28 protein-coding genes are annotated in these 26,816 nt (G+C 68.8%); 18 read left to right on the top strand and 10 right to left on the bottom strand.

All coding sequences use genetic code 11. The features are described from left to right. Positions 1–2: 2 nt before the first annotated feature. On the bottom strand, positions 3–1,352 hold the full coding sequence (locus tag G6N30_RS22355) for a cytochrome P450 (RefSeq protein WP_134057361.1): 1,350 nt from the start codon (positions 1,350–1,352) through the stop codon (positions 3–5). 96 nt (positions 1,353–1,448) lie between these two features. Between G6N30_RS22355 and G6N30_RS22350 the strand changes: the two genes are divergently transcribed. After that, positions 1,449–2,030 (top strand): TetR/AcrR family transcriptional regulator, encoded by a 582-nt coding sequence (locus G6N30_RS22350; RefSeq protein ID WP_134057363.1) that lies wholly within the window; start codon positions 1,449–1,451, stop codon positions 2,028–2,030. Here G6N30_RS22350 and G6N30_RS22345 read toward each other — a convergent pair. After that, positions 2,027–2,596: a TetR/AcrR family transcriptional regulator gene (locus tag G6N30_RS22345; protein ID WP_134057365.1), complete on the bottom strand. Its 570-nt coding sequence runs from the start codon at positions 2,594–2,596 to the stop codon at positions 2,027–2,029. The genes G6N30_RS22350 and G6N30_RS22345 overlap by 4 nt on opposite strands. Positions 2,597–2,651: 55 nt before the next feature. Between G6N30_RS22345 and G6N30_RS22340 the strand changes: the two genes are divergently transcribed. Beyond that, the gene (locus G6N30_RS22340; RefSeq protein WP_134057367.1) at positions 2,652–3,323 is read left to right on the top strand and encodes a class I SAM-dependent methyltransferase; all 672 of its coding nucleotides are present in this window, start codon (positions 2,652–2,654) and stop codon (positions 3,321–3,323) included. A 7-nt stretch (positions 3,324–3,330) separates the two neighbouring features. Here G6N30_RS22340 and G6N30_RS22335 read toward each other — a convergent pair whose 3' ends face one another. The 4 genes from G6N30_RS22335 to G6N30_RS22320 form a co-directional block, all read right to left on the bottom strand. Continuing rightward, positions 3,331–4,401 carry an MMP endo-(1,4)-3-O-methyl-alpha-D-mannosidase gene (locus G6N30_RS22335; RefSeq protein WP_163687739.1) on the bottom strand — a complete coding sequence of 357 codons (1,071 nt, stop codon included), beginning with the start codon at positions 4,399–4,401 and terminating at the stop codon, positions 3,331–3,333. Beyond that, positions 4,388–5,113: a class I SAM-dependent methyltransferase gene (locus tag G6N30_RS22330; protein WP_134057369.1), complete on the bottom strand. Its 726-nt coding sequence runs from the start codon at positions 5,111–5,113 to the stop codon at positions 4,388–4,390. Before G6N30_RS22330 ends, G6N30_RS22335 begins: the two co-directional genes overlap by 14 nt. Then, positions 5,107–6,333 carry an MMP alpha-(1->4)-mannosyltransferase gene (locus tag G6N30_RS22325; protein ID WP_134057371.1) on the bottom strand — a complete coding sequence of 409 codons (1,227 nt, stop codon included), beginning with the start codon at positions 6,331–6,333 and terminating at the stop codon, positions 5,107–5,109. Before G6N30_RS22325 ends, G6N30_RS22330 begins: the two co-directional genes overlap by 7 nt. A 141-nt stretch (positions 6,334–6,474) precedes the next feature. Then, the gene (locus G6N30_RS22320; protein ID WP_134057373.1) at positions 6,475–6,975 is read right to left on the bottom strand and encodes a PPOX class F420-dependent oxidoreductase; all 501 of its coding nucleotides are present in this window, start codon (positions 6,973–6,975) and stop codon (positions 6,475–6,477) included. 53 nt (positions 6,976–7,028) lie between these two features. Between G6N30_RS22320 and G6N30_RS22315 the strand changes: the two genes are divergently transcribed. Then, positions 7,029–7,343, top strand: a complete 315-nt coding sequence (locus tag G6N30_RS22315; protein WP_134057375.1) for a DUF222 domain-containing protein — start codon at positions 7,029–7,031, stop codon at positions 7,341–7,343. Here the strand turns inward: G6N30_RS22315 and G6N30_RS22310 are convergent. Further along, positions 7,318–7,632, bottom strand: a complete 315-nt coding sequence (locus G6N30_RS22310; protein WP_134057377.1) for a hypothetical protein — start codon at positions 7,630–7,632, stop codon at positions 7,318–7,320. The genes G6N30_RS22315 and G6N30_RS22310 overlap by 26 nt on opposite strands. Positions 7,633–7,916: 284 nt before the next feature. Here G6N30_RS22310 and G6N30_RS22305 point away from each other — a divergent pair, with 284 nt between their 5' ends. The 11 genes from G6N30_RS22305 (at position 7,917) to glgX (ending at position 19,267) form a co-directional block, all read left to right on the top strand. Next, positions 7,917–8,165, top strand: coding sequence for a hypothetical protein (locus tag G6N30_RS22305; RefSeq protein WP_134057379.1), 249 nt, complete (start codon positions 7,917–7,919; stop codon positions 8,163–8,165). A 105-nt stretch (positions 8,166–8,270) separates the two neighbouring features. After that, complete coding sequence (locus G6N30_RS22300; RefSeq protein ID WP_134057381.1) at positions 8,271–9,653, top strand: acyl-CoA dehydrogenase family protein; 1,383 nt, start codon at positions 8,271–8,273, stop codon at positions 9,651–9,653. A 12-nt stretch (positions 9,654–9,665) separates the two neighbouring features. After that, complete coding sequence (locus tag G6N30_RS22295; protein ID WP_134057383.1) at positions 9,666–10,493, top strand: DUF427 domain-containing protein; 828 nt, start codon at positions 9,666–9,668, stop codon at positions 10,491–10,493. Positions 10,494–10,559: 66 nt separating this feature from the next. Next, a complete protein-coding gene (locus G6N30_RS22290; protein ID WP_134057385.1) occupies positions 10,560–11,738 on the top strand; it encodes a zinc-dependent alcohol dehydrogenase in 1,179 nt (392 codons plus the stop codon). 179 nt (positions 11,739–11,917) lie between these two features. Next, a complete protein-coding gene (locus G6N30_RS22285; RefSeq protein WP_134057598.1) occupies positions 11,918–13,762 on the top strand; it encodes a hypothetical protein in 1,845 nt (614 codons plus the stop codon). After that, on the top strand, positions 13,759–13,920 hold the full coding sequence (locus G6N30_RS26950; RefSeq protein ID WP_166674608.1) for a hypothetical protein: 162 nt from the start codon (positions 13,759–13,761) through the stop codon (positions 13,918–13,920). The genes G6N30_RS22285 and G6N30_RS26950 overlap by 4 nt, the downstream gene beginning before the upstream one ends. Further along, complete coding sequence (locus G6N30_RS22280; RefSeq protein ID WP_134057387.1) at positions 13,917–14,348, top strand: hypothetical protein; 432 nt, start codon at positions 13,917–13,919, stop codon at positions 14,346–14,348. The genes G6N30_RS26950 and G6N30_RS22280 overlap by 4 nt, the downstream gene beginning before the upstream one ends. After that, positions 14,345–15,682 (top strand): hypothetical protein, encoded by a 1,338-nt coding sequence (locus G6N30_RS22275; protein WP_134057389.1) that lies wholly within the window; start codon positions 14,345–14,347, stop codon positions 15,680–15,682. The genes G6N30_RS22280 and G6N30_RS22275 overlap by 4 nt, the downstream gene beginning before the upstream one ends. Positions 15,683–15,711: 29 nt before the next feature. Next, positions 15,712–16,383 (top strand): ANTAR domain-containing protein, encoded by a 672-nt coding sequence (locus G6N30_RS22270; protein ID WP_134057391.1) that lies wholly within the window; start codon positions 15,712–15,714, stop codon positions 16,381–16,383. A gap of 27 nt (positions 16,384–16,410) precedes the next feature. Further along, positions 16,411–16,962 (top strand): pyrazinamidase PncA, encoded by a 552-nt coding sequence (pncA, locus tag G6N30_RS22265; RefSeq protein ID WP_134057393.1) that lies wholly within the window; start codon positions 16,411–16,413, stop codon positions 16,960–16,962. Positions 16,963–17,122: 160 nt separating this feature from the next. Continuing rightward, positions 17,123–19,267, top strand: coding sequence for a glycogen debranching protein GlgX (glgX, locus tag G6N30_RS22260; protein WP_134057395.1), 2,145 nt, complete (start codon positions 17,123–17,125; stop codon positions 19,265–19,267). Between the two features lie 9 nt (positions 19,268–19,276). Here glgX and G6N30_RS22255 read toward each other — a convergent pair whose 3' ends face one another. Further along, the gene (locus tag G6N30_RS22255; protein WP_134057397.1) at positions 19,277–19,675 is read right to left on the bottom strand and encodes a hypothetical protein; all 399 of its coding nucleotides are present in this window, start codon (positions 19,673–19,675) and stop codon (positions 19,277–19,279) included. 142 nt (positions 19,676–19,817) lie between these two features. Here G6N30_RS22255 and G6N30_RS22250 point away from each other — a divergent pair, with 142 nt between their 5' ends. From G6N30_RS22250 to G6N30_RS22240, 3 genes are all read left to right on the top strand, one after another. Continuing rightward, a complete protein-coding gene (locus G6N30_RS22250; protein WP_234880242.1) occupies positions 19,818–20,369 on the top strand; it encodes a TetR/AcrR family transcriptional regulator in 552 nt (183 codons plus the stop codon). Positions 20,370–20,473: 104 nt separating this feature from the next. After that, positions 20,474–21,634 (top strand): acyl-CoA dehydrogenase family protein, encoded by a 1,161-nt coding sequence (locus G6N30_RS22245; protein ID WP_134057399.1) that lies wholly within the window; start codon positions 20,474–20,476, stop codon positions 21,632–21,634. A gap of 8 nt (positions 21,635–21,642) precedes the next feature. Further along, on the top strand, positions 21,643–22,749 hold the full coding sequence (locus tag G6N30_RS22240) for an acyl-CoA dehydrogenase family protein (RefSeq protein ID WP_134057401.1): 1,107 nt from the start codon (positions 21,643–21,645) through the stop codon (positions 22,747–22,749). A gap of 1 nt (position 22,750) precedes the next feature. Here the strand turns inward: G6N30_RS22240 and G6N30_RS22235 are convergent, their stop codons facing one another. Beyond that, the gene (locus G6N30_RS22235) at positions 22,751–24,088 is read right to left on the bottom strand and encodes a maltokinase N-terminal cap-like domain-containing protein (protein WP_134057403.1); all 1,338 of its coding nucleotides are present in this window, start codon (positions 24,086–24,088) and stop codon (positions 22,751–22,753) included. Next, a complete protein-coding gene (gene treS / locus G6N30_RS22230) occupies positions 24,085–25,917 on the bottom strand; it encodes a maltose alpha-D-glucosyltransferase (protein ID WP_134057405.1) in 1,833 nt (610 codons plus the stop codon). The genes G6N30_RS22235 and treS overlap by 4 nt, the downstream gene beginning before the upstream one ends. An 88-nt stretch (positions 25,918–26,005) precedes the next feature. Between treS and G6N30_RS22225 the strand changes: the two genes are divergently transcribed. Further along, on the top strand, positions 26,006–26,812 hold the full coding sequence (locus tag G6N30_RS22225) for a HugZ family pyridoxamine 5'-phosphate oxidase (RefSeq protein ID WP_134057407.1): 807 nt from the start codon (positions 26,006–26,008) through the stop codon (positions 26,810–26,812). Positions 26,813–26,816 lie beyond the last annotated feature (4 nt).

Raw genomic sequence — 26,816 nt, 5'->3', positions numbered from 1 at the left:
ACTCAGGCCAGCGGTTGGGGCCGGCGGCGCAGGGTGACCTGCCCGCCGGCCTTCGGCGTGAACGCGACCCCTCGGGAGTGCACCTTCTCCGCGGGCGCCGTGGTCGTCTCGATGTCGAAGTGCCGCAACACCGTTCGCAGGACGATGTCCATCTCCACGTTGGCGAACACCGCCCCGACACAACGGCGGGTGCCTCCGCCGAAGGGCAGGTGTGAGAACGTCGGCGGCCGGGTGCCGACGAACCGTTCCGGGTCGAACCGCTGCGGATCCACGAAGTCGTCGGACGTCTCGTGGATGCGCGCGATCGCGACCACGATCGAGTAGCCGCGCGGGATCACCCATTCGCCGAGTTGGAACGTCGGCGCGTAGACGTGGCGGCCCGCGAAGTCGATGACGGTGCGGTGGCGCTGCACTTCGAGGATCGTCGCCTGCCGGTAGGTGTTGTCGTCGGTGGCGGCCTCGTCGACGAGCCTGGCCAGCACCTGGGGGTGGCGGCTGATGCGCTCGAACACCCAGCCCATGGTCGACGCGGTCGTCTCGTGCCCGGCGGCAAGCAGGGTCAGCAGTTCGTCGGCGATCTCCTGACGCGTCATCTCGGTGCCGTCTTCGTAGGCACTGCGCAGCAGCAGAGCCAGCACGTCGTCGCGTTCGTCGAAGCGCGGGTCGGCCCTCACCTCGTCGATCAGCCGGTCGATCACTTCGTCGTATCGCCTGCGGTACTCGGCGATCCGGCCCCACGGCGTCCACCGGCCGAAGGTGCGCGGCGGACTGGGAATGGTCGCCAACCGCGAGCCCAGCGTCACCCACGGCGGGATGATGCGGCGCAGCTCGTCGAGTTTCTCGCCCTCGGCGCCGAACACCGCCCGCAGGATCGCGTTGAGCGTGATGCGCATCATCGGTTCGAGCGTCTCGAACGGTCGCCCCTCGGGCCAGGTGGCCGATTCGCGCAGCGTCTCCTCCTCGAAGACCTTCTCGTAGTTCTTGATGCTCTTGCCGTGGAAGGGCGGGGTGAGCAACTTGCGGCGACGACGGTGCTCGGTGCCGTCGAGCGCGAACACCGAGCCCGAGCCCAGGATCCGGCTCAGGTTGGGCTGGATGTTCCCGACGTCCTCGGTGGGGGCCATGAAGAGCTGTTTGGCCAGTTGCGGGTCGGCGACGATCACGGTGCGTCCGAACATCGGAACGTTCAGGGTGAAGGCGGTGCCATACCGCCGGGACAGCCACGCGACGAGTTGGCGGCGGGCGAAGGCGAAGGGAATGCCCTGCAGCGCCATCGGAGCGGGCAATGCGGGCGGCAGACGCACCGCGCGGGGGCTCGGGGCGGGAACTTCGGCAACGGTTGCTTCGCTCATGGCACTCCAGCCGGTTGTGGTACTGCGCTGTACCGCGGATTTGTGGGGTACGGTACCGCCTGGTACCACGTGATGCAAGGGTGCCGGGGAGGTGCCATGACGACGGCGGTGCACGAAGACCTGTTCCGCACCCGGTTGCTGGACGGGCTGGCGTCGTCGATCGCCGAGCGCGGATACCGCGACACCACCGTCGCCGACATCGTCCGCCACGCGCACACCTCGAAGCGCACCTTCTACGGCCGGTTCGACACCAAAGAAGACTGTTTCGTCGAACTGCTGCGCACCAACAACGACGCGCTGATCGCCCGCATCCACGCAGCAGTCGATCCGGACGCCGAATGGGACGAGCAGATCCGACAGGCCGTCGGGGCCTACGTCGACCACATCGCGGCGCGGCCGGCGATCACGCTGAGCTGGATCCGTGAACTGCCCGGCCTCGGCGCGCAGGCGAATCCGCTGCACCGCTGGGCGATCGACCGCCTCACCGACATGCTGATCGACCTCACGTCCAGCCCCGGGTTCCGGCGCGCGGGCAAGAAGCCGTTGACCCGGCCGCTTGCCGTCCTACTCCTCGGCGGGTTGCGGGAGCTGACCGCACTGTTCTTCGAGGACGGCAGCGACGTGCGCGGAATCCTCGAACCAGCGGTCGTCGCGTCGACGGCACTGCTCGGCGGTTAGCCCAGCAGCAGGCGCGCCGAACGCTCCAACCGCTGCGTCATGTCGTCATACGACGAGTAACCCATCCCCGCCCACACCAGCGCACCGACGTAGAGGAGTTCGAGTGCCTCGATGACGTCGAAGTCGACCGGGGACCCGAGCGCCTCGACCAGCCGGTCGCGCACGTCGCGACCGATGCGCTGGCGCAGCACCTCGACGTCGGGGTCCTTGCCCAGCAGCGCATTGGTCACCGCACCGGCGAACTCGGGCTCGTCGGCCACCAGCAGCGCGATGTCGCGCAGCACCTCGACGACCCGGGTGGCGGGGTCGGCGGACTCGTGCGCGGCCGGCGGCGCGGCGGACAGCCTGCGCCAGAACACCTCCGCGACGAGGTGCTCCTTGGAGGAGAAGTAGGTGTAGGCGGTCGCCGCCCCGACGCCGGCTTCGGCGGCGACGCGCCGAACGGTCAGAACGGCGAAGCCGTCGCGGTTGAGGATCTCGACCGCGGCGCGCCCCAGCCGGTCGACGGTGTCGGCTTGCTTGGCGGTCAGACGGCGCCGAGTCGACTCCAGAGTCGGATCGGACACATGTCCGGACGCTACTACAACGCTGCAGGGCCAGCAACGGCTAGGTTGGATAGCCATGAGCCCCATCGACACTGATCTCCCGCCCCGCGCAGCGCGGTTGTTCGCGCTCGCCGACGAGGCCGTCGGCTTCATGCCCGCCGACGAGGGCCGCACGCTCTACGACACCGCCCTGCGCTACCTCGGCGACGGCGTCGGCGTCGAAATCGGTACCTACTGCGGCAAGTCCACGCTGATGCTGGGCGCCGCGGCCCAGGAGACCGGCGGCGTGGTGTTCACCGTCGACCACCACCACGGCTCCGAGGAGCACCAGCCGGGCTGGGAGTACCACGACACCACCATGGTCGACCCCGTCACGGGGCGGTTCGACACCCTGCCGACCATGCGGCACACCCTCGACGCCGCCGACCTCGACGACCATGTGGTCGCGGTGGTCGGGCGCTCCCCGGTGGTGGCGCGCGGCTGGCGAACCCCGTTGCGGCTGTTGTTCATCGACGGGGGGCACACCGAGGAGGCCGCCCAGCGCGACTTCGACGGCTGGGCGAAGTGGGTCGAGCCCGGTGGCGCGCTGATCATTCACGACGTGTTCCCGGATCCCGCCGACGGCGGCCAGGCACCGTTCCACATCTACCGCAGGGCGCTGGACACCGGCGCGTTCCGCGAGATGGGCGTCAAAGGCTCGATGCGCGTACTGGAACGCACTGCGGGACAGCCCGGTTCGCTGGGGTGACGGGGTTCTAGCGGTCGCTGACGGCGCAGGCGCAGTCGAACTCGTCCTCGAGGCCGCGCGGCAGGTCCTCGGCGCGGAAGATCCCGCTGCCCGCGGTGGTGCCGGTCAGCGCGTCGGCGGCCAGGATGACGGCCGCGCCGGTCCACGTGGTCCGCTCCTCGGGCCAGCGCTTCCCGTCAGCGAAAACCAGTCCGGTCCAATAGGATCCGTCGGCCTCACGCAGATGGTGCATGGCGGCGAACTGCTGGTGTGCGCGGGCCGAGTCGCCGATCGCGTCGAGCGCCATCACCAGCTCGCACGTCTCGGCGCCGGTCACCCAGGGCCGATCGTCGACGCATCGAATGCCCAGACCCGGCACCACGAAATCGTCCCAGCGGTCGTCGATCCGGGTATGGGCCTCCGGTCCGCGCAGCGCACCGCACAGCACCGGGTAGTACCACTCCATCGCGTGCCGGTCCTTGGGCACGAACGACCCCGGATGCGCGACGATCGCATGGCCCAACCGGCCGACGGCCACCTCCCACTCGGGCTGCGGGTCGTCGAAGTAGTCGGCGAGCGCGAGCGCGCACCGGATGCTGTGGTGGATGCTCGCGCAGCCGGTCAGCAGCGCCTCCGGGATGGGCCCGGCTTCGCTCTGCGCCCAGGAGATCTCACCGTTGGGCCGCTGCAGGTCCAGCACGAAGTCGATCGCCTTGGCGACCACCGGCCACATCGTCTCGGCGAACGCGCGGTCCCCCGTGATCAGCAGGTGGTGCCACACGCCCGTCGCGATGTAGGCGCAGAAGTTGCTGTCGCTGTTGGCATCCTCGATCACGCCGTTGCGGAACTGGATCGGCCACGAACCGTCGGGACGCTGCGTGGCGCGACTCCACTCGTAGGCCGCCCGTGCCGGTTCGATCAACCCCGCGACCGTCAGCGCCATCGCCGATTCGACGTGGTCCCACGGATCGGTGTGCCCGCCGCTGAACCACGGAATCGCACCGGAGGATTCCTGTTCGGCTGCAATGGATTCCGCGGTCTGGCGGCACTGGGCCGGGGTGAAGACGCCCGGGATCCCAGGGAGCTCAGCGGCGAACATCCGCCGGCTTCTCGAAGTACAGCGCGACACTCTTGCCGATCAGCGGGTTGAGCAGTTCCTCACCGCGTCGGGTCAGCCAGGGCGCCGACATCATGTCCCACACCAGCAACTTGTGGTACGCCGCGACCGCGGGATGGTCGTTCTTCGACGTGCCCACCGCGCACTTGAGCCACCAGAACGGCGAGTGCAGCGCGTGGGCGTGGTGGGTGTGGGTGAGCCGCAGTCCGTGTGCGGTGACCTTGTCGCGCAGTTCGTCGGCCTTGTAGATGCGGATGTGGCCGCCCTCGTTGGCGTGGTACTCGTCGGACAGCAGCCAGCAGATCCGCTCGGGCAGCCAGCGCGGCACGGTGATCGCCAGTGAGCCACCGGGTTTGAGGACCCGAACGAGTTCGGCGATGGCCTGTTCGTCCTGCGGGACGTGCTCGAGGATCTCCGAGGCGATCACGCAGTCGAAGGTGCCGTCGGCGTACGGAAGGTCGAGCGCATCGCCTTTGACCGCTTCGCCTTTCGCCGACGCAGGCACTTCGCCCTGCGCCTTCATCGCCTGCAGGATCTCGTCGACGTCGTTGAGGTCCTGTGCGTTCTGGTCGAAGCCGATCACGTCGGCACCGCGCCGGTACGCCTCGAAGGTGTGCCGGCCGGCACCGCAGCCGACGTCGATCACCTTGGAGCCCGGCCCGATCCCCAGCCGGTCGAAGTCGACGGTCAGCATGTCGCCATCGCCCGCTCGTAGACCGAGACAGTCTGTGCCGCAACCGATTCCCAGCTGAACACGTCGAGTGCGCGACGACGGCCCGCCGCACCGAGGCGGTGTCGCTGCGCCGGCGAGTCGAGCAGTTCGCCCAGCGCCCTGGTCAGGTCGTCGACGTCGCCCGGTGCGACCAGGCGGGCACATTCGCCGTCGGCGCCCACCACCTCGGGCAGGGCGCCGGCGCGGCTGGCCACGATCGGCGTTCCGCTGGCCATCGCCTCCACCGCAGGCAGCGAGAACCCCTCGTACAGCGACGGGATGCAGGCGACCTCCGCCGAGGCGAGCAGCGCGGCGAGTTCCTCGTCGGACAGACCGCTGGAACTGTGCACGATGTCGGAGATCCCGAGTTCGGCGATGAGCTTCTCCGTCGGTCCGTTGGGTTCCAGCTTGCTGACCAGCTGGACGTCCAGGTTGCGTTCCACCCGCAACCGGGCGACCGCGTGCAGCAGATGGCTGATGCCCTTGAGCGGGACGTCGGCGCTGGCGATCGCGATGATGCGGCCGCCGACCCGGTGCTCGGCCGGCCGGAACAGCTCGGTGTCCACGCCGAGCGGCACCACGTGCAGCTGGTCGGGGGACACCCCGAAGTCGTCGGCGATGTCGGTGGCCGACGAGGTCGAGACGGTCAGCAGTTCGGGGATCTGGCGCGCGACCTGCTTCTGCATCTCGGCGAAGCCGTACCAGCGCCGCACCAGCGGTTTACGCCACCACCGGGCGGCCGCCACGTCCACCACCTTGTCCCGCGTGATCGGGTGGTGGACGGTGGCCACCACCGGCAGCCCCGCCGCCGCGATCTTCAGCAGGCCGGTGCCGAGGCTCTGGTTGTCGTGGACGACGTCGAAGTCATCGCGGCGTTCGGCCAGGATGCGGGCGACGCGCAGCGTGAACGTCTTGGGTTCGGGGAACCCGGCGGTCCACGTCGTCAGCAGCTCCTGCAGGTCGATGCGGTCGCGGATCTCGCTCGGCCGGGGCACGCGGAACGGATCGGGTTCGCGGTACAGGTCCAGACTCGGCACCTTGGTCAGGCGGACCCGTGGGTCGAGCCCCTCCGGATACGGCTGGCCGGAGAACACCTCGACGTCGTGGCCGAGGTCGGCCAGCCCGCGGCTGAGGTGCCGGACGTAGACGCCCTGACCTCCGCAGTGCGTTTTGCTGCGGTATGACAACAAAGCGATGCGCATACTCAGATGAATCCGAGGCTGGGCTGCGTCGCGCTGGCCTGGTCGAATCGTGTCACGCAGAGACTCCGAACCTTCTGGACATGTGTCCAGACTATAGTTTGACGTGCTAGGAGACGCAACGCGTCCGCACGTGCCTGACTATCACAGCGGTGCGGCCGTGTCCTGCCCACCGGACCGCCCGTGGTCCTTCGGCGGCGGGAAACCGCCGGTCGCCACCGGACCCCAGCGGGTCGGGACCAGCCGGATCAGGCACTTGCCCTGATCGACCATCGCCTGCCGGTACTCGGCCCAGTCGGGGTGCTCCCCGGCGATCGCCCGGTAGTAGTCGACCAGCGCCTCGACGGCATCGGGCAGGTCCACGACCTCGGCGTCGCCGTCCACCTGCACGTACGGGCCGTTGAATTCGTCGGAGAGCACGGTGACGCTGGCCCGGCCTGCCCTGCGGATGTTCGCGGACTTGGCGCGCTGCGGATAGCTGGCGATGACGATGCGGCCCCGGTCGTCCAGCCCTCCGGTCACCGGCGAGCTCTGCAGCGAGCCGTCGGCGCGGAAGGTGGTCAGCACCATCTTGTGCCGCGGCCGCACGAAGTCGAGCAACTCCGCGAGCCCGACGTCGTCCGCGGTCGCGTATCTCGGAGACATGGGGCCACCCTAGCGGCGCCGACTTGTCGTACCCCCGCGCTAACTTGTCGAACATGAGTTCGACACGTGAGCAGATCATGGATGCGATGGATGCCGCCGACGCCCTGTCCGCGCGACTCGCGGCACTGCCGGTGGCCGGGATGAGCCGCGCAGACGCGCAGGCCGCGCTGACCCGGTTGAGCCGGCTGCGCGGGCAGGTTCAGGACGTGGAACGGCGGTTGACCGGGCGGCTCGTCGCCTCGGGCACCCCGTCCCAGTTCGGGGCGCGGACGTGGGCGGAGGTGCTGTCTCAGCGGCTGCGCATCTCGCCCGGCGAAGCGCAACGCCGCATCGCCGAGGCGGTCAGCGGGGATCCGTCTGCCGCTTGAGCAACCAGGCGGGCACCCAGTGGGTGACCGCTCTGCGTTGCGCGCCGTAGACGATGTCGTAGGTGACCAGGCCCCACCAGTAGCCCTGTTCGCACATCCCCCAGCACGTCAGCCGGCCCTCGACGACGGAATGCATCTGCAGTCCGGCCGGGTTGTATCCCCCGTTCCGGTGCGGCTCACGCGGGAACAGCGCCGCGAGGTCGACGAGCACCGCCACCGGCGGATCGACCCGACGGAACGCCGGCGGCACCGGCTGCCCGTTGTAGCCGATCGACTGCATGTCGCCCACTGTTCGATCATACGTTCGAACGCAGTGGCCGCGAATGCCCGGCTGGCCGAAGTTTGCCCGTGCAGATCACGAAATGTCCGCCAGACGAAGCTGCGTTATCCGGTGCAACCGCCAGATCCTGCCAACTGTCAAGCAATTACTGCCAGTGGAATTAAAACGATGACCAGCAGGTTTACCAGTTCAGACAGGAACGGACATCCTCCGGTCCAGTCGAAGAAAACGTTCGAACCGCGACGACGGCCACGGCTCGTACACACCACAGAGGGATAGAAAGAAGCAGGGATATGAACAAGTTCGGATTCGCCACCATCGTCGCCGGCGGACTGGCCACCGCCTTCCTCGGACTGGCCACCCCCGCGCAGGCAGCCCCGGCCGGACCCGGCAACGCCCAGGACGCCATCAGCTCCCTGGACGACCGCGGGTACGCCGTGCGGGTCCAGCACCAGGGCATGGTGAAGCCGCTCGACCAGTCCAGCATCGTCTCGGTCCGCTACGACAACGACGACCGCGTCGTCTACGTCACCGTCCGCTGACACCAGGCCACGAGCGAGGGGCACCCACACACCGGGTGCCCCTCGTTTCGTATTTCCGGCAAACCGGTGGTTTCACCTCGGGCACGACCGGTTATCCGACCGCTCGTGAGCTTCGACCTCACCCCCACCATCGCCCAGCACGATCTGGCGCGTCGCACCCACGAGTTCGCCGAGCAGTGCATCCGCCCGGTGGCGCTGGAGTACGACCAGCGCCAGGAGTTCCCGTGGCCGATCCTCGAAGAAGCGGCTAGCCGGGGTTTCTACAGTCCGCTGTTCTACCGCGACCTGATCGGTGACCCCACCGGGCTGTCGCTGCCGATGTTCATGGAGGAGTTGTTCTGGGGGTGCGCCGGCATCGGCCTGGCGATCGTCATGCCCGCACTCGCCCTGTCGGCGATCGGACAGGCCGCCTCCCCCGAACAGATGCTGCAGTGGGCGCCCGAGTGCTTCGGCACCCCGGGTGACCTCAAACTCGCCGCACTGGCGATCTCCGAACCCGAGGGCGGCAGCGATGTGCGCAATCTGCGCACCACGGCCCGCCGCGACGGCGACGACTGGGTGATCGACGGCCACAAGATGTGGATCGGCAACGGCGGTATCGCCCACGTCCACGTCGTCAACGCCGTCGTCGACCAGGAACTCGGCCACAAAGGGCAGGCGCTGTTCATCGTTCCCGGCGGCACGCCGGGTCTGGAGCTCGTGCGCAAACTCGACAAGATGGGCTGCCGCGCGTCACACACCGCCGAGCTGAAGTTCGACGGCGTCCGCGTCCCCGGCGACCACCTGCTCGGCGGCGAGGAGAAGCTCGAACACAAACTCGCCAAGGCGCGCGAAGCGGTCGAGGGCGCCCGTCGCTCGGGGTCGGCCGCGCTGGGCACCTTCGAGCAGACCCGGCCCATGGTCGCGGCCCAGGCGCTCGGGATCGCCCGCGCCGCGCTGGAGTACATGACCGAGTACGCCAACCGCCGCGAGGCGTTCGGCGCACCGATCATCGACAACCAGGGCATCTCGTTCCCCATCGCCGACCTGGCCACCCAGATCGACGCCGCGCGCCTGCTGACGTGGCGGGCCTCGTGGATGGCGGCCACCGGAGTGCCGTTCGACCGGGGCGAGGGATCGATGTCGAAACTGGCGGCCAGCGAGGTCGCGGTCAAGGCGACCGAACGGGCCATCCAGACCATGGGTGGATGGGGCTACATCAAGGACCACCCGGTCGAGAAGTGGTACCGCGACGCCAAGCTGTACACGATCTTCGAGGGCACCAGCGAGATCCAGCGCATGGTCATCTCCCGCGCACTGGGGGCCGCCGACGGCGCCCCGCCACTGCACGTCGACCTCGAACCCTCCGGCGGGCCGCTCAACCGGTACTTCGGGCGCGGCACCCCGCTGCGCGGCCGTGCCGCCGACAGGGCGCTGTCGGCCAAGGACCGGGTGCCCGAATCCGTCATGCGGTTGGCCATGAAAGTGCTTCAGCCACCGCGTAAGTGACTGGGAGGCCGGATGGCCCAGCAGATGAGCGGCGTCCTGGCCGCCCACTTCGACGCGTTGCGGTACGAGCCGACGGCCAAACGGATCCGCGTCACGCTCGCGGGCGAACCGGTCGCCGAGACCGACCGCGCCCTGCTGGTCTGGGAGCCGCGACGCATCGTGCCGACCTACGCCGTGCCGCTCGATGCGCTCACCGGCCAGCTCGTCCCGGCCGGCGCGGAGTCCGGCTCCGAGGAGAACGCCCCGCCGCCGCCCGACGGCACCCGGCGCACCCTCGATCCCACCGTGCCGTTCACCACCCACTCCTGCGACGGGACCGAGTTCGACGTGGTGGCCGGCGAGGAGACCGGCGCCGCCGCGGCGTTCCGGCCGGCCGATCCCGACCTCGCCGACTACGCGGTGCTGGACTTCGCGGCGTTCGGGTGGCACGAGGAGAACGAACCGGTGGTCAGCCACCCCCGTGATCCGTTCCACCGCATCGACGTGCTGCGCAGCGACCGCCACGTGCGGGTCGAGCACGAGGGCAGGCTGCTCGCGGAATCGTCACGGCCGCTGCTGTTGTTCGAGACGAACCTGCCGATGCGCTGCTATCTGCCGGCCGCCGACGTCGCGGACCTCGAGCCCAGCGACACCGTGACGTACTGCGCGTACAAGGGCCGTGCCTCGTATTTCTCGGTACCCGGCGGTCCGCGCGACATCGCGTGGACCTACCGCGCACCCCTGCACGACGGCGAACCGGTGCGTGACCACGTCTGCTTCTTCGACGAACGCGTCGACGTGATCGTCGACGGAGCCAAGCGCGAGCGGCCCGTCACCCAGTGGAGCGAACGCGGCGTCTGACCGACACCGGGTTTGACCCCCATCTGTGCGGGCACGCTGATCGGACACCGAGTCGAAGGAGCACGCATGCGCGCAGTCACCTGGCAGGGACGTCGGAAGGTCTCCGTGGACACCGTGCCCGACCCGGTGATCAAGGAGCCGACGGATGCGATCGTCCGGGTCACCAGCACCAACATCTGCGGGTCGGACCTGCACCTGTACGAAGTGCTGACCGCATTCATGAACCCCGGCGACATCATCGGCCACGAGGCGATGGGGGTGGTGGAGGACGTCGGCGCGCAGACCGGTGACCTGAAGGTCGGCGACCGGGTGGTGATCCCGTTCAACATCTCCTGCGGCAGCTGCTTCATGTGCGACCACGGGCTGCAGAGCCAGTGCGAGACCACCCAGAACCGCGATCAGGGCACGGGCGCCGCGCTGTTCGGCTACTCGACGCTCTACGGCGAGGTGGCCGGCGGGCAGGCCGAGTACCTGCGGGTGCCGCAGGCTCAGTACACCCACATCAAGGTTCCCGACGACGGGCCCGACGAGCGCTACGTCTACCTCTCCGACGTACTGCCCACCGCCTGGCAGGCCGTCGAGTATGCCGGGATCCCCGACGGCGGCACGCTCGTGGTGCTCGGCCTGGGACCGATCGGGTCGATGGCCTGCCGGATCGCCGCTCACCACAACAAGTGCCGGGTCGTCGGTGTGGACCTGGTCGACGAACGCCTCGACCGCGCCCGCCCCTACTGCGCCGAGGTCATCGACCTGCGCAACCAGGACGTCGACGCCGTCGTCGCCGATCTCACCCAGGGCCGCGGCGCCGATTCGGTGATCGACGCCGTCGGGATGGAGGCGCACGGGTCACCGGTCGCCGAGGCCGCGCACACCGCGGCGGGTTTCCTGCCCTCGGCCATCGGGCGCGTCGTGATGAAGAACGCCGGCATCGACCGGCTGGCCGCGCTGAACTCCGCGATCTCGCTGGTCCGCCGCGGCGGGACCATCTCGCTGTCCGGGGTGTACGGCGGCGCCGCGGATCCGATCAACATGATGACGCTGTTCGACAAGCAGGTCACGCTGCGGATGGGCCAGGCCAACGTCAAGCGCTGGGTGCCCGACATCATGCCCCTGCTGACCGCCGAGGACCCGCTCGGTGTGGAAAACTTCGCCACCCACCGGCTGCCCCTGGCCGATGCGCCGGGCGCGTACGAGACCTTCCAGAAGAAGCAGGACGGCATGGTCAAGGTGGTGCTGACGCCGTAGCGGCGCCCAGGGTTGAGCGACGGCGCGGTGGGGTACCTCACCCGCGTGATCTTGTCGTGCCGCCCGACCGGTGATCGAACCGTTGGAGAAAAGTACCCGGTACCCCTGGTTTCACCTTGGGTAGTCTGGCAACATTACTGAGCGGTAAGTTTTCGGTCCGTCCAAACCCGGGAGTGACAGTGGAGTTCTTCGGCGAGGTTTCCGGCGTATCGCTTCTCGCGCAGGGCAGCGAGGGCGGTGGCGCCGCGCTCAACGAGATCATCGGGCTCTCCGCAGCCGCCGCCGTCATCACGGCGATCCTGCTGTGGATCGGCTACCTGCACCGGAACCACAAGATCAGCTGGCTGACGAAGCTCGCCGACTGGTCCGGTCGCCGGTTCAAACGGCCGCCCTGGGTGGCGCTGCCGATCGCGATGTTCATCGCCTCGATCATCTGCGCGCTCTTCGGGTTCATCTGGGACGTCAGCCTGCACATCGGTAACGGACGTGACGACGGCGCGCTGGCGAACCCCGCCCACTACTTCATCCTCATCGGCCTCTTCGGCATCTTCGTCGCGGGCTGCACGGCGGTCGTGCTGCCCTTCGACAAGCCGGGACCGGCGGCGGTTCGGATCACCGACCACTGGCATGCGCCGGTCGGGGGCCTCGTGATGGCCGGCTGCGGCCTCTACGCACTGATGGGCTTCCCGCTCGACGACATCTGGCACCGCATCTTCGGCCAGGACGTCACCCTGTGGGGCCCCACCCACCTGATGATGATCGGCGGCGCCGGCTTCTCCACGCTGGCGGCGCTGTACCTGGAGCACGAAGGCCGCAAGGACCGGCCCGCCGACGCGGCGCCGGACGGTATCGGGCTGAAGTTCGTGCAGTACCTCGCGTTCGCGGGTGTGCTGATCGGCGCGTCGGTCTACCAGATCGAGTTCGACTTCGGCGTCCCGCAGTTCCGGCAGGTGTTCCAGCCCATGCTGATCGGGGCGGCTGCCGCGCTCGCCCTCGTGGGCGCCCGCATGTTCATGGGCCGCGGCGGTGCGGTCATCGCCGCGCTGCTGGCGATCGGGTTGCGCGGTCTGGTGGCGCTGATTGTCGGGCCCGTGCTCGCGGCACCGATCAACTGGTTCGCCCTCTACCTCGGGGCGGCGGTCCTCGTCGAACTCCTCGCACTGACCCCGCTGATCAAGCGACCGGTCCTGTTCGGCCTCGTCGCCGGGCTGGCCATCGGCACGGTCGGCCTGTGGCTGGAGTCGCTGTGGATCAACGCGGTCTACCACTACCCGTGGCCGACGAGCATCTGGCCCGAGGCCCTGGCGATGTCGGTGCCGGTGGCCGTCCTGACCGGTGCCTGCGGCGCGATGGTCGGCATGGTGCTGACCGGGCAGCGCCTGCCGCGGCGCGCGATCAGCGTGGGACTCGTGGCGCTGACCGTGCTGGCGATCGGCGGTGCCGCGGCCAACGGGCTGCGGTACAACGTGCCCGAGACGGCCACGGCCGCTTTCACGTTGACCGAAGCCCCCTCCGTCGACGGTCAGCGCTTCGTGACCGCAGACGTCCGCTTCAACCCGCCGGACGTGGTGAGCGACGATCCGAACTGGGTGTCCGTGCTGGGCTGGCAGGGCGGTCTGGCCAACGAACGCGGCCAGTTCGTCGACCACCTCGAGAAGGTCGGTCCGGGGCACTACGTCTCCACCCAACCGATGCCGGTGTCCGGTACGTGGAAGACGCTGCTGCGGGTGCATGACGGCGACACTTTCACGGCCGTGCCGATCTTCCTGGCCGGCGATCCCGGAATCGGCGCCCAGGAGGTGCCCGCCGAACCCCAGTTCACCCGTCCGTTCGTTTCCGAGATCACCATCCTGCAGCGGGAGCGCAGCCCCGACATCCCGCAATCGCTGTGGCTGATCGGGTGCCTGGTGGTGCTGGGCTGCACGCTGGCGATGGTCGCCGGGATCACCTGGGGTGGCGGTCGCATCAACAACAGCGAGCCCAGCGGCAGCGAAGCGGAGCTGCAGCCGTCCGCCCAGTCATGACGGTGCCGCCTGACGTCTCGTATCTGGCCGACCACCCGATCTGGATCGCGGTCCCGGCGTTCGCGCCTGCGTTCGTGGTCGCCGGGGTCGTCGTCTACATTGCCGCGAAGAACCGCCGTAAGGACGGCGGCAGCCCCGACGGAGAAGGGAACCCGTGACACGCACCGCACGACGCTCCGGATCGATCCTGATCGTGACCGCGGCGGCGTTGGTGGCCGCTGCGTGTGGCGGCTCGCAGGACAGCGGGCAGGCGAGTCCGAGCCCGTCCGCGTCGACCGTCAGCCCGTCGCAGATGACCGACCAGCAGCGGCCGACCGACCGGCTGACGATCGACGTCAGCATCGAGGGCGGCAACGTCACGCCGACCAACGCGCGGCTCGAGGGCAAGGTCGGCCAGCCGATCGTGCTGCGGGTCAACAGTGACGCCGCCGACGAGCTGCACGTGCACTCCGTGCCGGACCACACCTTCACCGTCGAGCCCAAGCCCGGCCAGCAGTTCCAGTTCACCGTGGACGTGCCGGGCAACGTCGAGATCGAGTTACACGACCTCCACCGCGTGATCGCCAGCGTGCAAGTCCAGCCGTGACCCCCGGGGCGCACGTGACGGTGCTGGCCCACGGTCTCGGCGGTTCTACCGATCTGCCGATTCCCTACACCTACGCACTGCTCGGCGCGGCCTGGGCGCTGACGGCGACGTTCGCCGTGGTGGCGCTCGCGTGGCGCAAACCCCGGTTCGACGAGGAGCGCCCCGGCCGCGCGCTGCCGCCCTGGGTCACGACCGTCGTCGATGCGCCCGTGACCCGTTGGGTCCTCGCGCTGGCCGGGCTGGTGTTCACGCTGTGGGTGGCGATGGCCGCGTTCTTCGGCCCGCAGAACGCGGAGAACCCGCTGCCCGGCGTGTTCTACGTGCTCATCTGGGTCGGGCTGGTCGCGGTGTCGTGGGCGATCGGGCCGGTGTGGCGGGCGATCTCCCCGGTGCGCGGTCTCTACCGGCTGCTGCAGCTGCACCGCCGTCGGCAGCGTCCGCCGTATCCGGCCCGCCTCGGGTACTGGCCCGCGGCGTTCGGGTTGTTCGCGTTCGTGTGGCTGGAACTGGCGAGCCCCGACCCGGGGTCGGTCGCCGCGATCCGCACCTGGCTGCTCGTCTATCTCGCGGTGACGTTCGCCGGTGCGCTGTGGTTCGGCGAGCGGTGGTGCGCGCGGGCCGACCCGTTCCAGGTGTACGGCGTCGTCGCCTCGCGGCTGTCGATGTTCCGGCGGCAGCGCGATACCGGCCGGATCGCGATCGGCAACCCGTTCGACCACCTCCCGACCCTGCCGGTGCGGCCGGGCACCGTCGCGGTGCTCTCGATACTGCTCGGGTCCACGGCGTTCGACAGCTTCTCGGCGATGCCGGCGTGGCGCAACTTCGTCGACTCAACCGCCGGCTCGGCGTTGACCGCGACGCTGCTGAAGACGGCGGGCCTGGCCACGTTCGCGCTGATCGTGGCCGCCACGTTCACCGCGGCCGCGAGGGCCACCGGCGGCGTGGACCGGCAGCGCCGGCGCGAGCTGCCCGGGTTGATGGCGCACTCGCTGATCCCGATCGTGATCGGCTACGTCTTCGCCCACTACCTGTCGTACCTGATCGAACGTGGTCAGCAGACGGTGATTCTGCTGGCCGATCCACTGCAGCGGGGCTGGAACCTGTTCGGTCTGGGCGACGCGGAGGTGAGCTATCTGCTGTCGCTACATCCGTCCGTGCTCGCCACCCTCAAGGTGGCGTTCGTGGTCGCCGGTCACATGGCCGGGGTGGTTGCCGCGCACGACCGCGCGCTGCGGTTGCTGCCGTCGGCGCACCAGATCACCGGGCAGCTCGCGATGATGCTGGTGATGGTCGGCTACACGTTCATGGGGCTGTATCTGCTATTCGGTGGCTGAGGTCACACTGTCGGGGTTACTGTGGCAAGGTGCCCCCCGAAGAGTCACTGGAGCGGGCATTGGCCGGTGGGTCGCCCCAAAACGTCGGATGGTTCAGCTACCACTTCGCCGATGGCCGCTGGGAGTGGTCCGACCAGGTGCACCTGATGCACGGGTACCAGCCGGGAACCGTCACTCCCACCACCGAACTGGTGCTCGCACACAAGCACCCGGACGACTACGTCTCGGTCGCCGCGACGCTCGACGACATCCGGCGCACCCGGCGCACCTTCAGCACCCGGCACCGGATCATCGACGTCCACAAACGCATCCACGACGTCGTCGTGATCGCCGACCGCATGGTCGACGAGACCGGCGACATCGTCGGCACCCAGGGCTTCTACGTCGACGTGACGCCGAGCCGCATCGAGGAGTCGACCCGCGAGATGGCGGCCGCCACCGCGGCGGCCATGGTGGAGCACCGCGCCTCGATCGAACGTGCCAAGGGCATGCTGATGCTGGTCTACCGCGTCGACGCGGTCGCGGCGTTCGAGCTGCTCAAGTGGCGCGCCGCCGAAGCGGGGGTGAAGCTGCGCACCTTCGCCGAACGGCTCCTCGCCGACTTCACCGCGCTGTACTACGAGGACACGCTGCCGCCCCGGTCCGCGTTCGACCACCTGCTGCTGACCGTGCACCACCGGGTCCGCGCGGCAGGTGTGTGACCGGCGGCGCGGCGCTACGGTGACGTCATGCGCGCGCTCATCGTCGTCGACGTCCAGAACGACTTCTGCGAAGGCGGCTCGCTGGCTGTGACCGGCGGCGCCGCCGTCGCGCGGCGGATCAGCGCACTGCTGCGCGAAGGCACCGGCTACGCCCACATCGTGGCGACCAAGGATTTCCACATCGACCCCGGCGACCACTTCTCCGACACCCCTGACTACCGGCTGTCGTGGCCGCGCCACTGTGTCGCGGGGACCGATGGCGCCGAATTCCACCCAGACCTCGACCCGACGCCGGTCGAGGCGGTGTTCACCAAGGGCGAGTACTCGGCGGCGTACAGCGGGTTCGAGGGCAGCGATGCGTCCGGGACACCGCTGGGTGACTGGCTGCGGCAGCGCGGCGTCGACGAGGTCGACGTGGTGGGGATCGCCACCGACTACTGCGTGCGCGCCACCGCCGCCGACGCGGCCGCGGCCGGGTTCACCACCCGCGTGTTGCTCGACTTCACCGCGGGCGTCGCGGAGGACTCGACCGCGGAGGCGGTCACCGCGCTGCGCACCGCGGGCGTCGCTGTCGTCTGAGGACCGATTTCGGCCAAAGTGGCCCGGCACGTCGTGAGACGCCGCCAAGTGGGTATAGCTCGTGGACGCCGGTGCGGGCGGACCGGGCCGTGCTGCCCGCACACCGGTCCGCACGTATTGTCGCCCCCGTCCGTAACTCGAAAGCTCAGGAGTGTGCACTTTGGCCGCACCCGCCCGCCCGAACGACACCGTCTACGAGGTCTGGCCCGGAAAGGCCTATCCGCTCGGGGCGACGTATGACGGCTTCGGCACCAACTTCGCATTGTTCAGCGAGGCCGCCGAGCGGGTCGAACTGTGCCTGTTCGACGCCGAAGGGAACGAGACCCGCTATGTGCTGCCCGAGGTCGACGGGTTCGTGTGGCACGGATTCATCCCGAACATCGAGCCCGGACAGCGCTACGGCTACCGCGTGCACGGCCCCTATGATCCGGCCAACGGCCAGCGGTGCAACCCCAACAAGCTGCTGCTCGATCCGTACGCGAAGGCCATCGACGGCACCTTCGAGTGGGGTCAGCCGCTGTTCAGCTACAACTTCGGTGACCCCGACAGCCGCAACGACGAAGACTCGGCGGCCAACATGCCCAAGTCGGTGGTGATCAGCCCGTTCTTCGACTGGGGGATGGACCGCCCGCCGAACCACGAGTACGCCGACACGGTGATCTACGAGGCCCACATCAAGGGGCTGACGCAGACCCACCCCGACATTCCCGAGCAGATCCGCGGCACGTACTCCGCGATGGGCCACCCGGTGGTCATCGACCACCTCAAGTCCCTCGGCGTCAACGCCGTCGAGCTGATGCCGGTGCACCACTTCGCCAACGACTCCACGCTGGTCGAGAAGGGTTTGAGCAACTACTGGGGCTACAACACGATCGGCTTCTTCGCCCCTGACCCGAAGTACAGCTCGAGCGCCACGCCCGGCGGGCAGGTGCAGGAGTTCAAGGCGATGGTGCGCGCCCTGCACGAGGCGGGTATCGAGGTGATCCTCGACGTGGTCTACAACCACACCGCCGAGGGCAACCACATGGGCCCGACGCTGTCCTTCCGCGGAATCGACAACGCCGCCTACTACCGGCTCGTCGAGGACGACAAGCGGTACTACATGGACTACACCGGCACCGGGAACAGCCTCAATGTCGGCCACCCGCACGCTCTCCAGCTGATCATGGATTCACTCCGCTACTGGGTGACCGAGATGCACGTCGACGGCTTCCGGTTCGACCTCGCCTCGACCCTGGCCCGTGAGTTCTACGACGTCGACCGGCTCGCGACGTTCTTCGAACTCGTGCAGCAGGATCCGACGGTCAGCCAGGTCAAGCTGATCGCCGAACCATGGGACGTCGGCCCCGGCGGCTATCAGGTGGGCAATTTCCCGCCGCAGTGGACGGAGTGGAACGGCAAGTACCGCGACACCGTGCGGGACTACTGGCGCGGTGAGTCGGCCACCCTCGACGAGTTCGCGTCCCGGCTGACCGGGTCGTCCGATCTCTACGAGCACACCTCGCGCCGGCCGGTCGCCTCGATCAACTTCGTCATCGCCCATGACGGGTTCACGTTGCGGGATCTGGTGTCCTACAACGAGAAACACAATGAGGCCAACGGCGAGGACAACAACGACGGCGAGAGCCACAACCGGTCGTGGAACTGCGGGGTGGAGGGCCCGACCGACGACCCCGGGATCAATGCGTTGCGGGCCCGTCAGCAGCGCAACTTCCTGACCACCCTGATGCTGTCGCAGGGCGTGCCGATGATCTGTCACGGCGACGAGCTGGGCCGCTCGCAGGGCGGCAACAACAACGGGTACTGCCAGGACAACGAGATCACCTGGATCGACTGGTCGGCCGCCGACACCGAGCTGATGGCGTTCACCCAGAAGGTCTCCGCACTGCGCGCCGCGCACCCGGTGTTCCGTCGCCGCCGGTTCTTCTCCGGCCGTCCGGTGCGCCAGCGCGGTGCGCCCGGGCTGCCCGACATCGCCTGGTTCGCCCCGGACGGCTCCGAGATGACCGACGAGGACTGGGAGAGCGGCTTCGCGAAGTCGATCGCGGTCTACCTCAACGGCCAGGGCATCCCCGACCTGGACGTGCGCGGACAGCGGGTCACCGACGACTCGTTCCTGCTGTGCTTCAACGCCCACCATGAGCCGCTCGAATTCGTCACGCCGGCAGCGGAATTCGGGCGGGCGTGGCTGCCGGTGATCAACACCGCGAACGACGATGACGCCCGCGAGTCGGTGACTGCGGGCGCCAAGGTCGAGGTCGCGGACCGGTCGGTGCTGGTGTTGCAGGCGGTCAACGAGCCGTAGCGGCGAGGCTCACTCGACGACGGTGAACAACGAGTCACCGTCCTCGGGTGTGCCGCTGATCTGACCGGCGTCGGTGCCGTGGTGGGCGGGGTCGAGGTTGTCGATCTCGTCCTCGGGCCGCGGGTCGATGTCGCCGGCCGGTGCGTCGTCGGCGGCGGGGTCACCGGCGCCTGCGGCCGCGTCGGGCACCTCGGCGGCCAGCTTCTCGTCGAGCGATTCGCCGCCGCCGACCTCACCGCGCGGCAACTGGTCGGTCCGGTTCGCCTCGCTCCAGTGATCGGGCGGGTCGACGACGTTGTCGCCGTCGTCGTTGCGGATCTCGTCGGAGTCGAGTGCCTCCATCGGGCTCAGGGTGTCGCCGGGGCCCTCGGCGTCGTTGGCGGACTCGAAGTCGGTGTTGTCGCTCATGTCCCGGCGGTTGCCCCGCGGGCCTGGGCACTAAACCTGATGCGACGGCCGCTACATCGTGCCGCACGGCCCGTACCAGCAGGTACGGTACGTTTGCTGGAAGCGCCTCCGTCGCGTCGCCGGCCACCGTAGGCTGCGGTTCATGGCGCCGGAGCGTGACCGCCCGACTTCACTCGACGACTGGATCGAGGCCGGGTTCGCGCTGCTGGCCGAAGGCGGCACCAATGCGCTGCGCATCGGCAATCTCTGCGACCGCCTGCACGTCACCAAGGGCAGTTTCTACTGGCATTTCACCGACATCCAGGCCTACCGCGCGGCGCTGGTCGAGGCATGGGGTGATATCCGCGATCGCGAGCGGCAGCGGTTCACCCGCATGCAGGATGTGGCCCCCCGCCAGCGGATGAGGGTGATGATGGAAGCCCTCGTGAACCCGTCGCACTGGGCGGTCGAACGGGTGATGCGGACCTGGGCGATCGCCGACGAGCAGGTGGCGGACAAGGTGCGCCAGAGTGACCGCCGGGTCCTGTCCGCTCTGCGGGAGGCGTTCGTCGACGACGGGTTCTCCTCGGCCGAGGCGGCGTTGCGCTCGACGGTCATGTTCGCCGCAGGCATCGGCCTGCTGCACGCCTCCGACCCCGGTCAGACCGCGCCGCCCGAGGTGCGCGAACTGTTTCTCGACTTCATGCTGCGGTAGCTCGCGGGCGCCGTGGACGCGATAACTACTGACCGGTAGCCATCCCGACCAACCGGTGAGTTAGTGTGCAGGCAGGCCCTCAGTCACCGATCAGGGAGTCCCATATGCAGCTGGCGCTGACCGAAGAGGAAGCCGCCTTCCGCGACGAGCTTCGTACCTTCTACCGGACCGAGATTCCGGCCGACATCCGCGAACGGTCCCGGCACGGCGGTGAGGTGTCCAGTGAGGACATCATCACCACCCACAAGATCCTCAACGACCACGGACTGGCCGTGCCGAACTGGCCGGTCGAGTGGGGCGGGAAGGACTGGACGCCCACCCAGCACCAGATCTGGCTCGACGAAATGCAGCTGGCGTGTGTCCCCGAACCGCTGACGTTCAACGCCAAGATGGTCGGCCCGGTGATCGCGGAGTTCGGATCCCAGGAGATCAAGCAGCGGTTCCTGCCGCCGACGGCGGCGCTGGACATCTGGTGGTGCCAGGGCTTCTCCGAACCCGAGGCGGGATCCGACCTGGCATCGCTGCGCACCACCGCGATCCGCGACGGCGACACCTACGTGGTCAACGGCCAGAAGACGTGGACGACGCTCGGCCAGTACGCCGACTGGATCTTCTGCCTGGTGCGCACCGATCCCAACGCCCCGAAGAAGCAGGCCGGTATCTCGTTCCTGCTCATCGACATGAACACCCCGGGCATCACGCTGCGCCCGATCAAGTTGGTCGACGGCAGCTTCGAGGTCAACGAGGTCTTCTTCGAGGACGTCCGGGTGCCCGCCGACCAGCTCGTCGGCGAGGAGAACCAGGGCTGGACCTACGCGAAGTTCCTGCTCGGCAACGAGCGCACCGGCATCGCCCAGGTCGGCCGCACCAAGGTCAAGCTGGCCGACGTCAAGGCCCGCGCCAAGGAGTCCGGTCTGCTCGACGATCCGCTGTTCGCCGCGCGCCTCGCCGAGGCGGAGAACGACGTGCTCGCGCTCGAACTGACCCAGATGCGGGTGGCGTCGACGTCGGTGGGCGGCAAGCCCAATCCCGCGTCCTCGGTGCTCAAGCTGCGCGGCAGCCAGCTGCAGCAGGTCGCCACCGAACTGCTGGTCGAGGTGGCCGGCCCCGACGCGCTGCCCTACGACGCCGGGGACGAGCTCGCCTCCCCCGCGTGGGCGCAGCGCAGCGCACCGACGTACCTCAACTACCGCAAGACATCGATCTACGGCGGCAGCAACGAGGTCCAGCGCACCATCATCGCGTCGACCATTCTCGGATTGTGAGGTAGGAGATGGATTTTCAGCTCAGCGATGAGCAGGTGCTGCTCCGCGACACCAGCCGCGAGGTGCTCACCCGCACCTACGACATCGAGACCCGTCTGAAGGTCGTCGACTCCGAGCTCGGCTGGAGCCGCGACGTGTGGAACCAGCTCGCCGAGATCGGCATCCTCGGCCTCGGGTTCGAGGAGGACGCCGGTGGTCAGCTCGAGATCATGGTGGTCGCCACCGAGATCGGCCGCCGGCTGGCGCCCGAACCGGTGATCTCCGCGGCCCTGGGTCCCGGCGCGCTGATCGCCGAGGTCGGCAGCGACGAGCAGAAGCAGGTACTCGACGAGGTCGCCTCCGGTGAACGGCTACTGGCCTTCGCCCACACCGAACCCGGGATGCGCTCCGCGGGGTCCGCTGTGTCGACAACAGCTGCGCAGCAAGGAGATTCGTGGTCGCTGACCGGCCGCAAGAACCCCGTCATCGCCGGTGACAGCGCCGACCTGATCGTGGTCAGCGCGGCTCTGCCCGACGGCGGCACAGGTCTGTTCCTGGTCGAGGGCTCGGCCGTCACCCGTACGCCGTACCGCACGTTCGACGGTCAGCGCGGTGCGCAACTCGACCTCGACGGTGTGGCCGCCCAGCCGCTCGGCGCCGGGGGCGACGCCACCGACGCGATCTCGCGGACGCTGGTGCGCCTGCAGTCGGCGCTGTGCGCCGAGGCGCTCGGCGCGATGGAGGAGGCGCTGCGGCTGACGACGGAGTACCTCACCAGCCGCAAGCAGTTCGGTGTCACGCTGAGCAAGTTCCAGACGCTGACGCAGCGTGCGGCGGACATGTACGTGTCGCTGGAGCTGGCGCGCAGCATGACGTACTACGCGGCGATGTCGGTGGCCGACGGCAACTTCGACCCGGCCATCGCGGCGCGGGCGAAGCTGCAGATCGGCCGCTCCGGCAGGCACATCGCGCAGGAGGCCATCCAGCTGCACGGCGGTATCGGTGTCACCGCCGAGTATCCGGTCGGGCATTACGCCGCCCGGCTGACCGCGATCGACAACACGCTGGGTTCGGCGCTCGACCAGCTGCACGTGCTGATCGACGGGCTGGGCGACTACGAGGTCGTCACCGTCTAGGTCACGCCCCGACGAGCCGGAGAATCGACTTCATCGGGATCGGCAGCCAGCTGGGCCGGTAGCGCGCCTCGTAGCCGACCTCGTAGACCGCCTTGTCGAGTTCATAGGCGGCCAGCAGTTCGGCGTGGTCGCGCGGATCGGTGCCCGACGCGGCGGCGTAGCCGTCGCAGAACGAGCTGACGTTGCGGTCGACCCACTCCCGGGCGCGGGCGGCGAGCTGTTTGTCATGGGCGGCGTCGCCGCCGCGTTCGATCAACCGCTGGTACGCCGCGTACTCGTAGGACCGCAGCACCCCCGCGACGTCGCGCATCGGGGAGTCCGGACGGCGCCGTTCCTCGAGGGGCTGGCCTGGTTCGCCTTCGAAGTCGATCAGCAGCCACCCCTCGGTGGTGCGCAGCACCTGGCCGAGGTGGAGGTCGCCGTGCACGCGGTGCACGATGATGTCCTGGCCGGCGAGTTTGTGGTAGCGCTCCTCGATCAGCGGCACGTGCGGCTGCAGTTCGGGGACGGCGTCGGCGATCGACCGCAACCGCTCCAGCACCGTCTCGAGCGGGAACGGGACGGTCGAGGTGCCCAGCTCGGCGGCCAGCGTCGCGTGTACCGAGGCGACGGCCTCGCCGAGCCGGTGCGACTCTCCCGCGAAGTCACCGCCCACCTCGTCGGCGTACAGGTCGCCTTCGGCGAACAGGTCGCGGGTGCTGGTGAGCGCCATGTCCCAGCCCTCGGCCGAGTTGGCCGCGAACTCGGTGACCATGCCCAGCGCGTACGGCTCACCGTCGAGCGTGGTCTCGAACGAGCCGAGCAGCCGCGCCACGTGCGGGTTGCCCGCACGGGCGAGCACCCGGTTCAATTCGATGTCGGGGTTGATCCCGGGGGTGATGCGCCGGAACACCTTGAGGATGGCGTCCTGGTCGAAGATCACGCTGGTGTTGCTCTGCTCGGCGCTCGACACGCGCGGCGTGGCCTGCAGCGGCAGCGTCGCCTCCGGCTCCTTGACGAAGTGGATGTCGCCGATCTGCGCCGACGAGTCGATCAGCGTCATCAGGAAGGCCGCCGCCGCCGGTTCGTAGAGCGCGTCGTAGCCGGTGCGGTCCCCGCCGGCTGCGGTGTCGGTGCCGATCTTCGCCACGGCGCTGTACTCGTCGATCGGGGCGGAATCCCAGCGCACCAGGATCTGATAGCGCTCCGATTTGCCGTCGGTGTAGGTGACGGTGAGCAGTACCAGGTCGAGATCGTCCCGCAGGGGCGCCACCACATCGGCTGTGGCGGCACTCAATTCACGACTGCGGCCGCCGTACCACCTCTGGTGCGGTAGCCAGTCGTCGAAGGGGAGATTCATGGCTGCACTCCTGCCGGTTCGGGGTCGGGGGCGCGAAGCTGGAACCAGTAGAACCCGTGGCCCGGCAGGGTCAGCAGGTAGGGCAACGCGCCGATACTCGGGAAGTCGACGTACCCCGTCATCTCGACCGGAGTGTAGCCGTTCCACTGCTGCAGGTTCAGCTCGATCGGCTGCGGGAAACGGGACAGATTGTTGACACACAGCACGACGTCGCCAGTTCCGGTGACGTTGTCGCCGTGGGGTTTTGCGCCCGCACCGCTCATCTCCCGCACGAACGCGAGCACCGACGGATTGGACCCGCCGAGTTCGCGGAAGTCGCCGATCGCGAACGCGTCGTGGCGTCTGCGGACGGCGAGCATGGTCCTCGTCCAGTTCAGCAGCGAATTCGAACTGTCCCGCTGGGCTTCGACGTTGACGGCCTGATACCCGTAGATCGCGTCCTGGTTGGGCGGCAGATACAGGCGGCCCGGGGTGGCCTTCGAGAAGCCGGCGTTGCGGTCGGGTGTCCACTGCATCGGGGTGCGGACGCCGTCACGGTCGCCCAGCCAGATGATGTCGCCCATACCGATCTCGTCACCGTAGTAGAGCACCGGCGACCCCGGCAGGGACAGCAGCAGCGCGGTGAACAACTCGATCTGGTTGCGGTCGTTCTCCAGCAGCGGGGCCAGGCGGCGCCGGATGCCGACATTCGCTTTCATCCGAGGGTCTTTGGCGTATTCGGCGTACATGTAGTCACGCTCTTCGTCGGTGACCATCTCGAGTGTCAGCTCGTCGTGGTTGCGCAGGAAGATGCCCCACTGCGCCATATCCGGGATCTGCGGTGTCTGCGCGAGGATCTCGGAGATCGGGAACCGCGACTCGCGGCGGACCGCCATGAAAATGCGTGGCATCAAAGGGAAGTGGAACGCCATATGACATTCGTCCCCACCGGTGGCGGGGTCGCCGAAGTACTCGACCACGTCGGCGGGCCATTGGTTGGCCTCGGCGAGCAGCACCCGGCCCGGATACTCGTCGTCGATCACCTTGCGGCAGTGCTTGAGGAACGCGTGGGTCTCGGGCAGGTTCTCGCAGTTGGTGCCTTCGCGTTCGAACAGGTACGGGACGGCGTCGAGCCGGAATCCGTCGATGCCGATGTCGAGCCAGAAGCGCAGCACGTCGAGCATCGCTTCCTGCACGGCCGGGTTGTCGTAGTTCAGATCCGGCTGGTGGGAGAAGAAGCGGTGCCAGTAGAACTGGCGACGCACCGGGTCGAACGTCCAGTTCGACTCCTCGGTGTCGACGAAGATGATCCGCGCGTCGGCGTACTTGTCGCTGGTGTCGCTCCAGACGTAGAAGTCGCCGTAGGGGCCGTCGGGGTCGCGGCGGGACTCCTGGAACCAGGGGTGCGAATCGGAGGTGTGATTCATCACCAGGTCGGTGATGACGCGGATCCCGCGGCGGTGGGCGGCATCCAGCAGTGCGACGAAGTCCTCGACGGTGCCGAATTCGGGGAGGACCTTGTAGAAGTCGCGGATGTCGTAGCCGCCGTCGCGCAGCGGGGAGTCGTAGAACGGCGGCAGCCACAGGCAGTCGACGCCGAGCCACTGCAGGTAGTCCAGCCGTTCGGTCAGCCCGCGCAGGTCACCGGAACCGTCGGCGTCCGAATCGTGGAACGCCCGCACCAGCACCTCGTAGAACACCGCGCGCTTGAACCACGTCCGGTCCTCGGGCACCATTCGCGCGTGGCCGAAGTCGTCGGCGGTCGGGTGCTCGACCACGCCGTGTTCGACGTGGCTGCCCTCTGCCGGATTGTGCTCGGCGTGGGCCGGGGAGCCGCTGCTGTGGTCCATCGATCCTGTCCTACCCATCGTGGCGGTCCCTGAATCGTGGCCCAGTGCGGACCGCCGCGCGACCCCAGCGCAGCGGTAAGGTGCCGGGGTGGCCAACCGCGATCACGGCGACCCCGGCGACGCGCCGTCGGTTCCTCCGCCGCTGCGTCCGGCCGCCGGCGCCGTCCGGCCGTCGGCCGCCGAAGAAGCCCGCACCATCGCCGCCTCGACCAACACCGCCACCCTGGCGACCCTGACCGCCGGCGGCGACCCGTGGGCGTCGTTCGTCACCTACGGCCTGCTGGGCGGCGCCCCGGTGCTGTGCGTGTCGAACCTCGCCGAACACGGTCGCAACCTGGCCGGTTATCCGCGGGCGAGCATCGCGATCGTGGCGCCGGCGTCGGAATCCGATCCGCTGGCCAGCGGCCGGGTGACGCTGGCCGGTGTCGCCGAGCGGCCCACCGGTGACGAGGCGCAGGCCGCGCGGGAGGCGCATCTGGCGGCCGTCTCGGCGGCGAAGTACTACATCGACTACAACGACTTCACACTGTGGGTGCTGCGGGTGCACCGGGTGCGGTGGGTCGGCGGGTACGGGCGGATGGACTCGTGCAGCGGTACCGACTACGCCGCGGCCGAACCGGATCCGGTGGCGCCGCACGCCGCCGGGGCGATCGCGCACCTCAACGCCGACCACGCCGATTCGCTGCTGGCGATGGCGCGGGTGCTCGGGGGCTACCCGGACGCCACCGCCGCCACGTGCACGGTGGCCGACCGCTACGGGCTGGACCTCCGGCTCGACACCGAACGCGGGATCGCCTACACCCGCGTGAGCTACGCCGCGCCCATCAGCGGCCCCGGTGAACTGCGCTCTGCGGCCGTGGAGTTGACGCGGCGGGCCCGGCGCACGGACGTCTAATACG

It is taken from the genome of Mycolicibacterium litorale (assembly GCF_010731695.1).
In the GTDB taxonomy this organism is placed as follows: domain Bacteria; phylum Actinomycetota; class Actinomycetes; order Mycobacteriales; family Mycobacteriaceae; genus Mycobacterium; species Mycobacterium litorale.
Note: the sequence above shows the minus strand (reverse complement) of the source record. Positions and strands in the feature narration are given on the sequence as shown.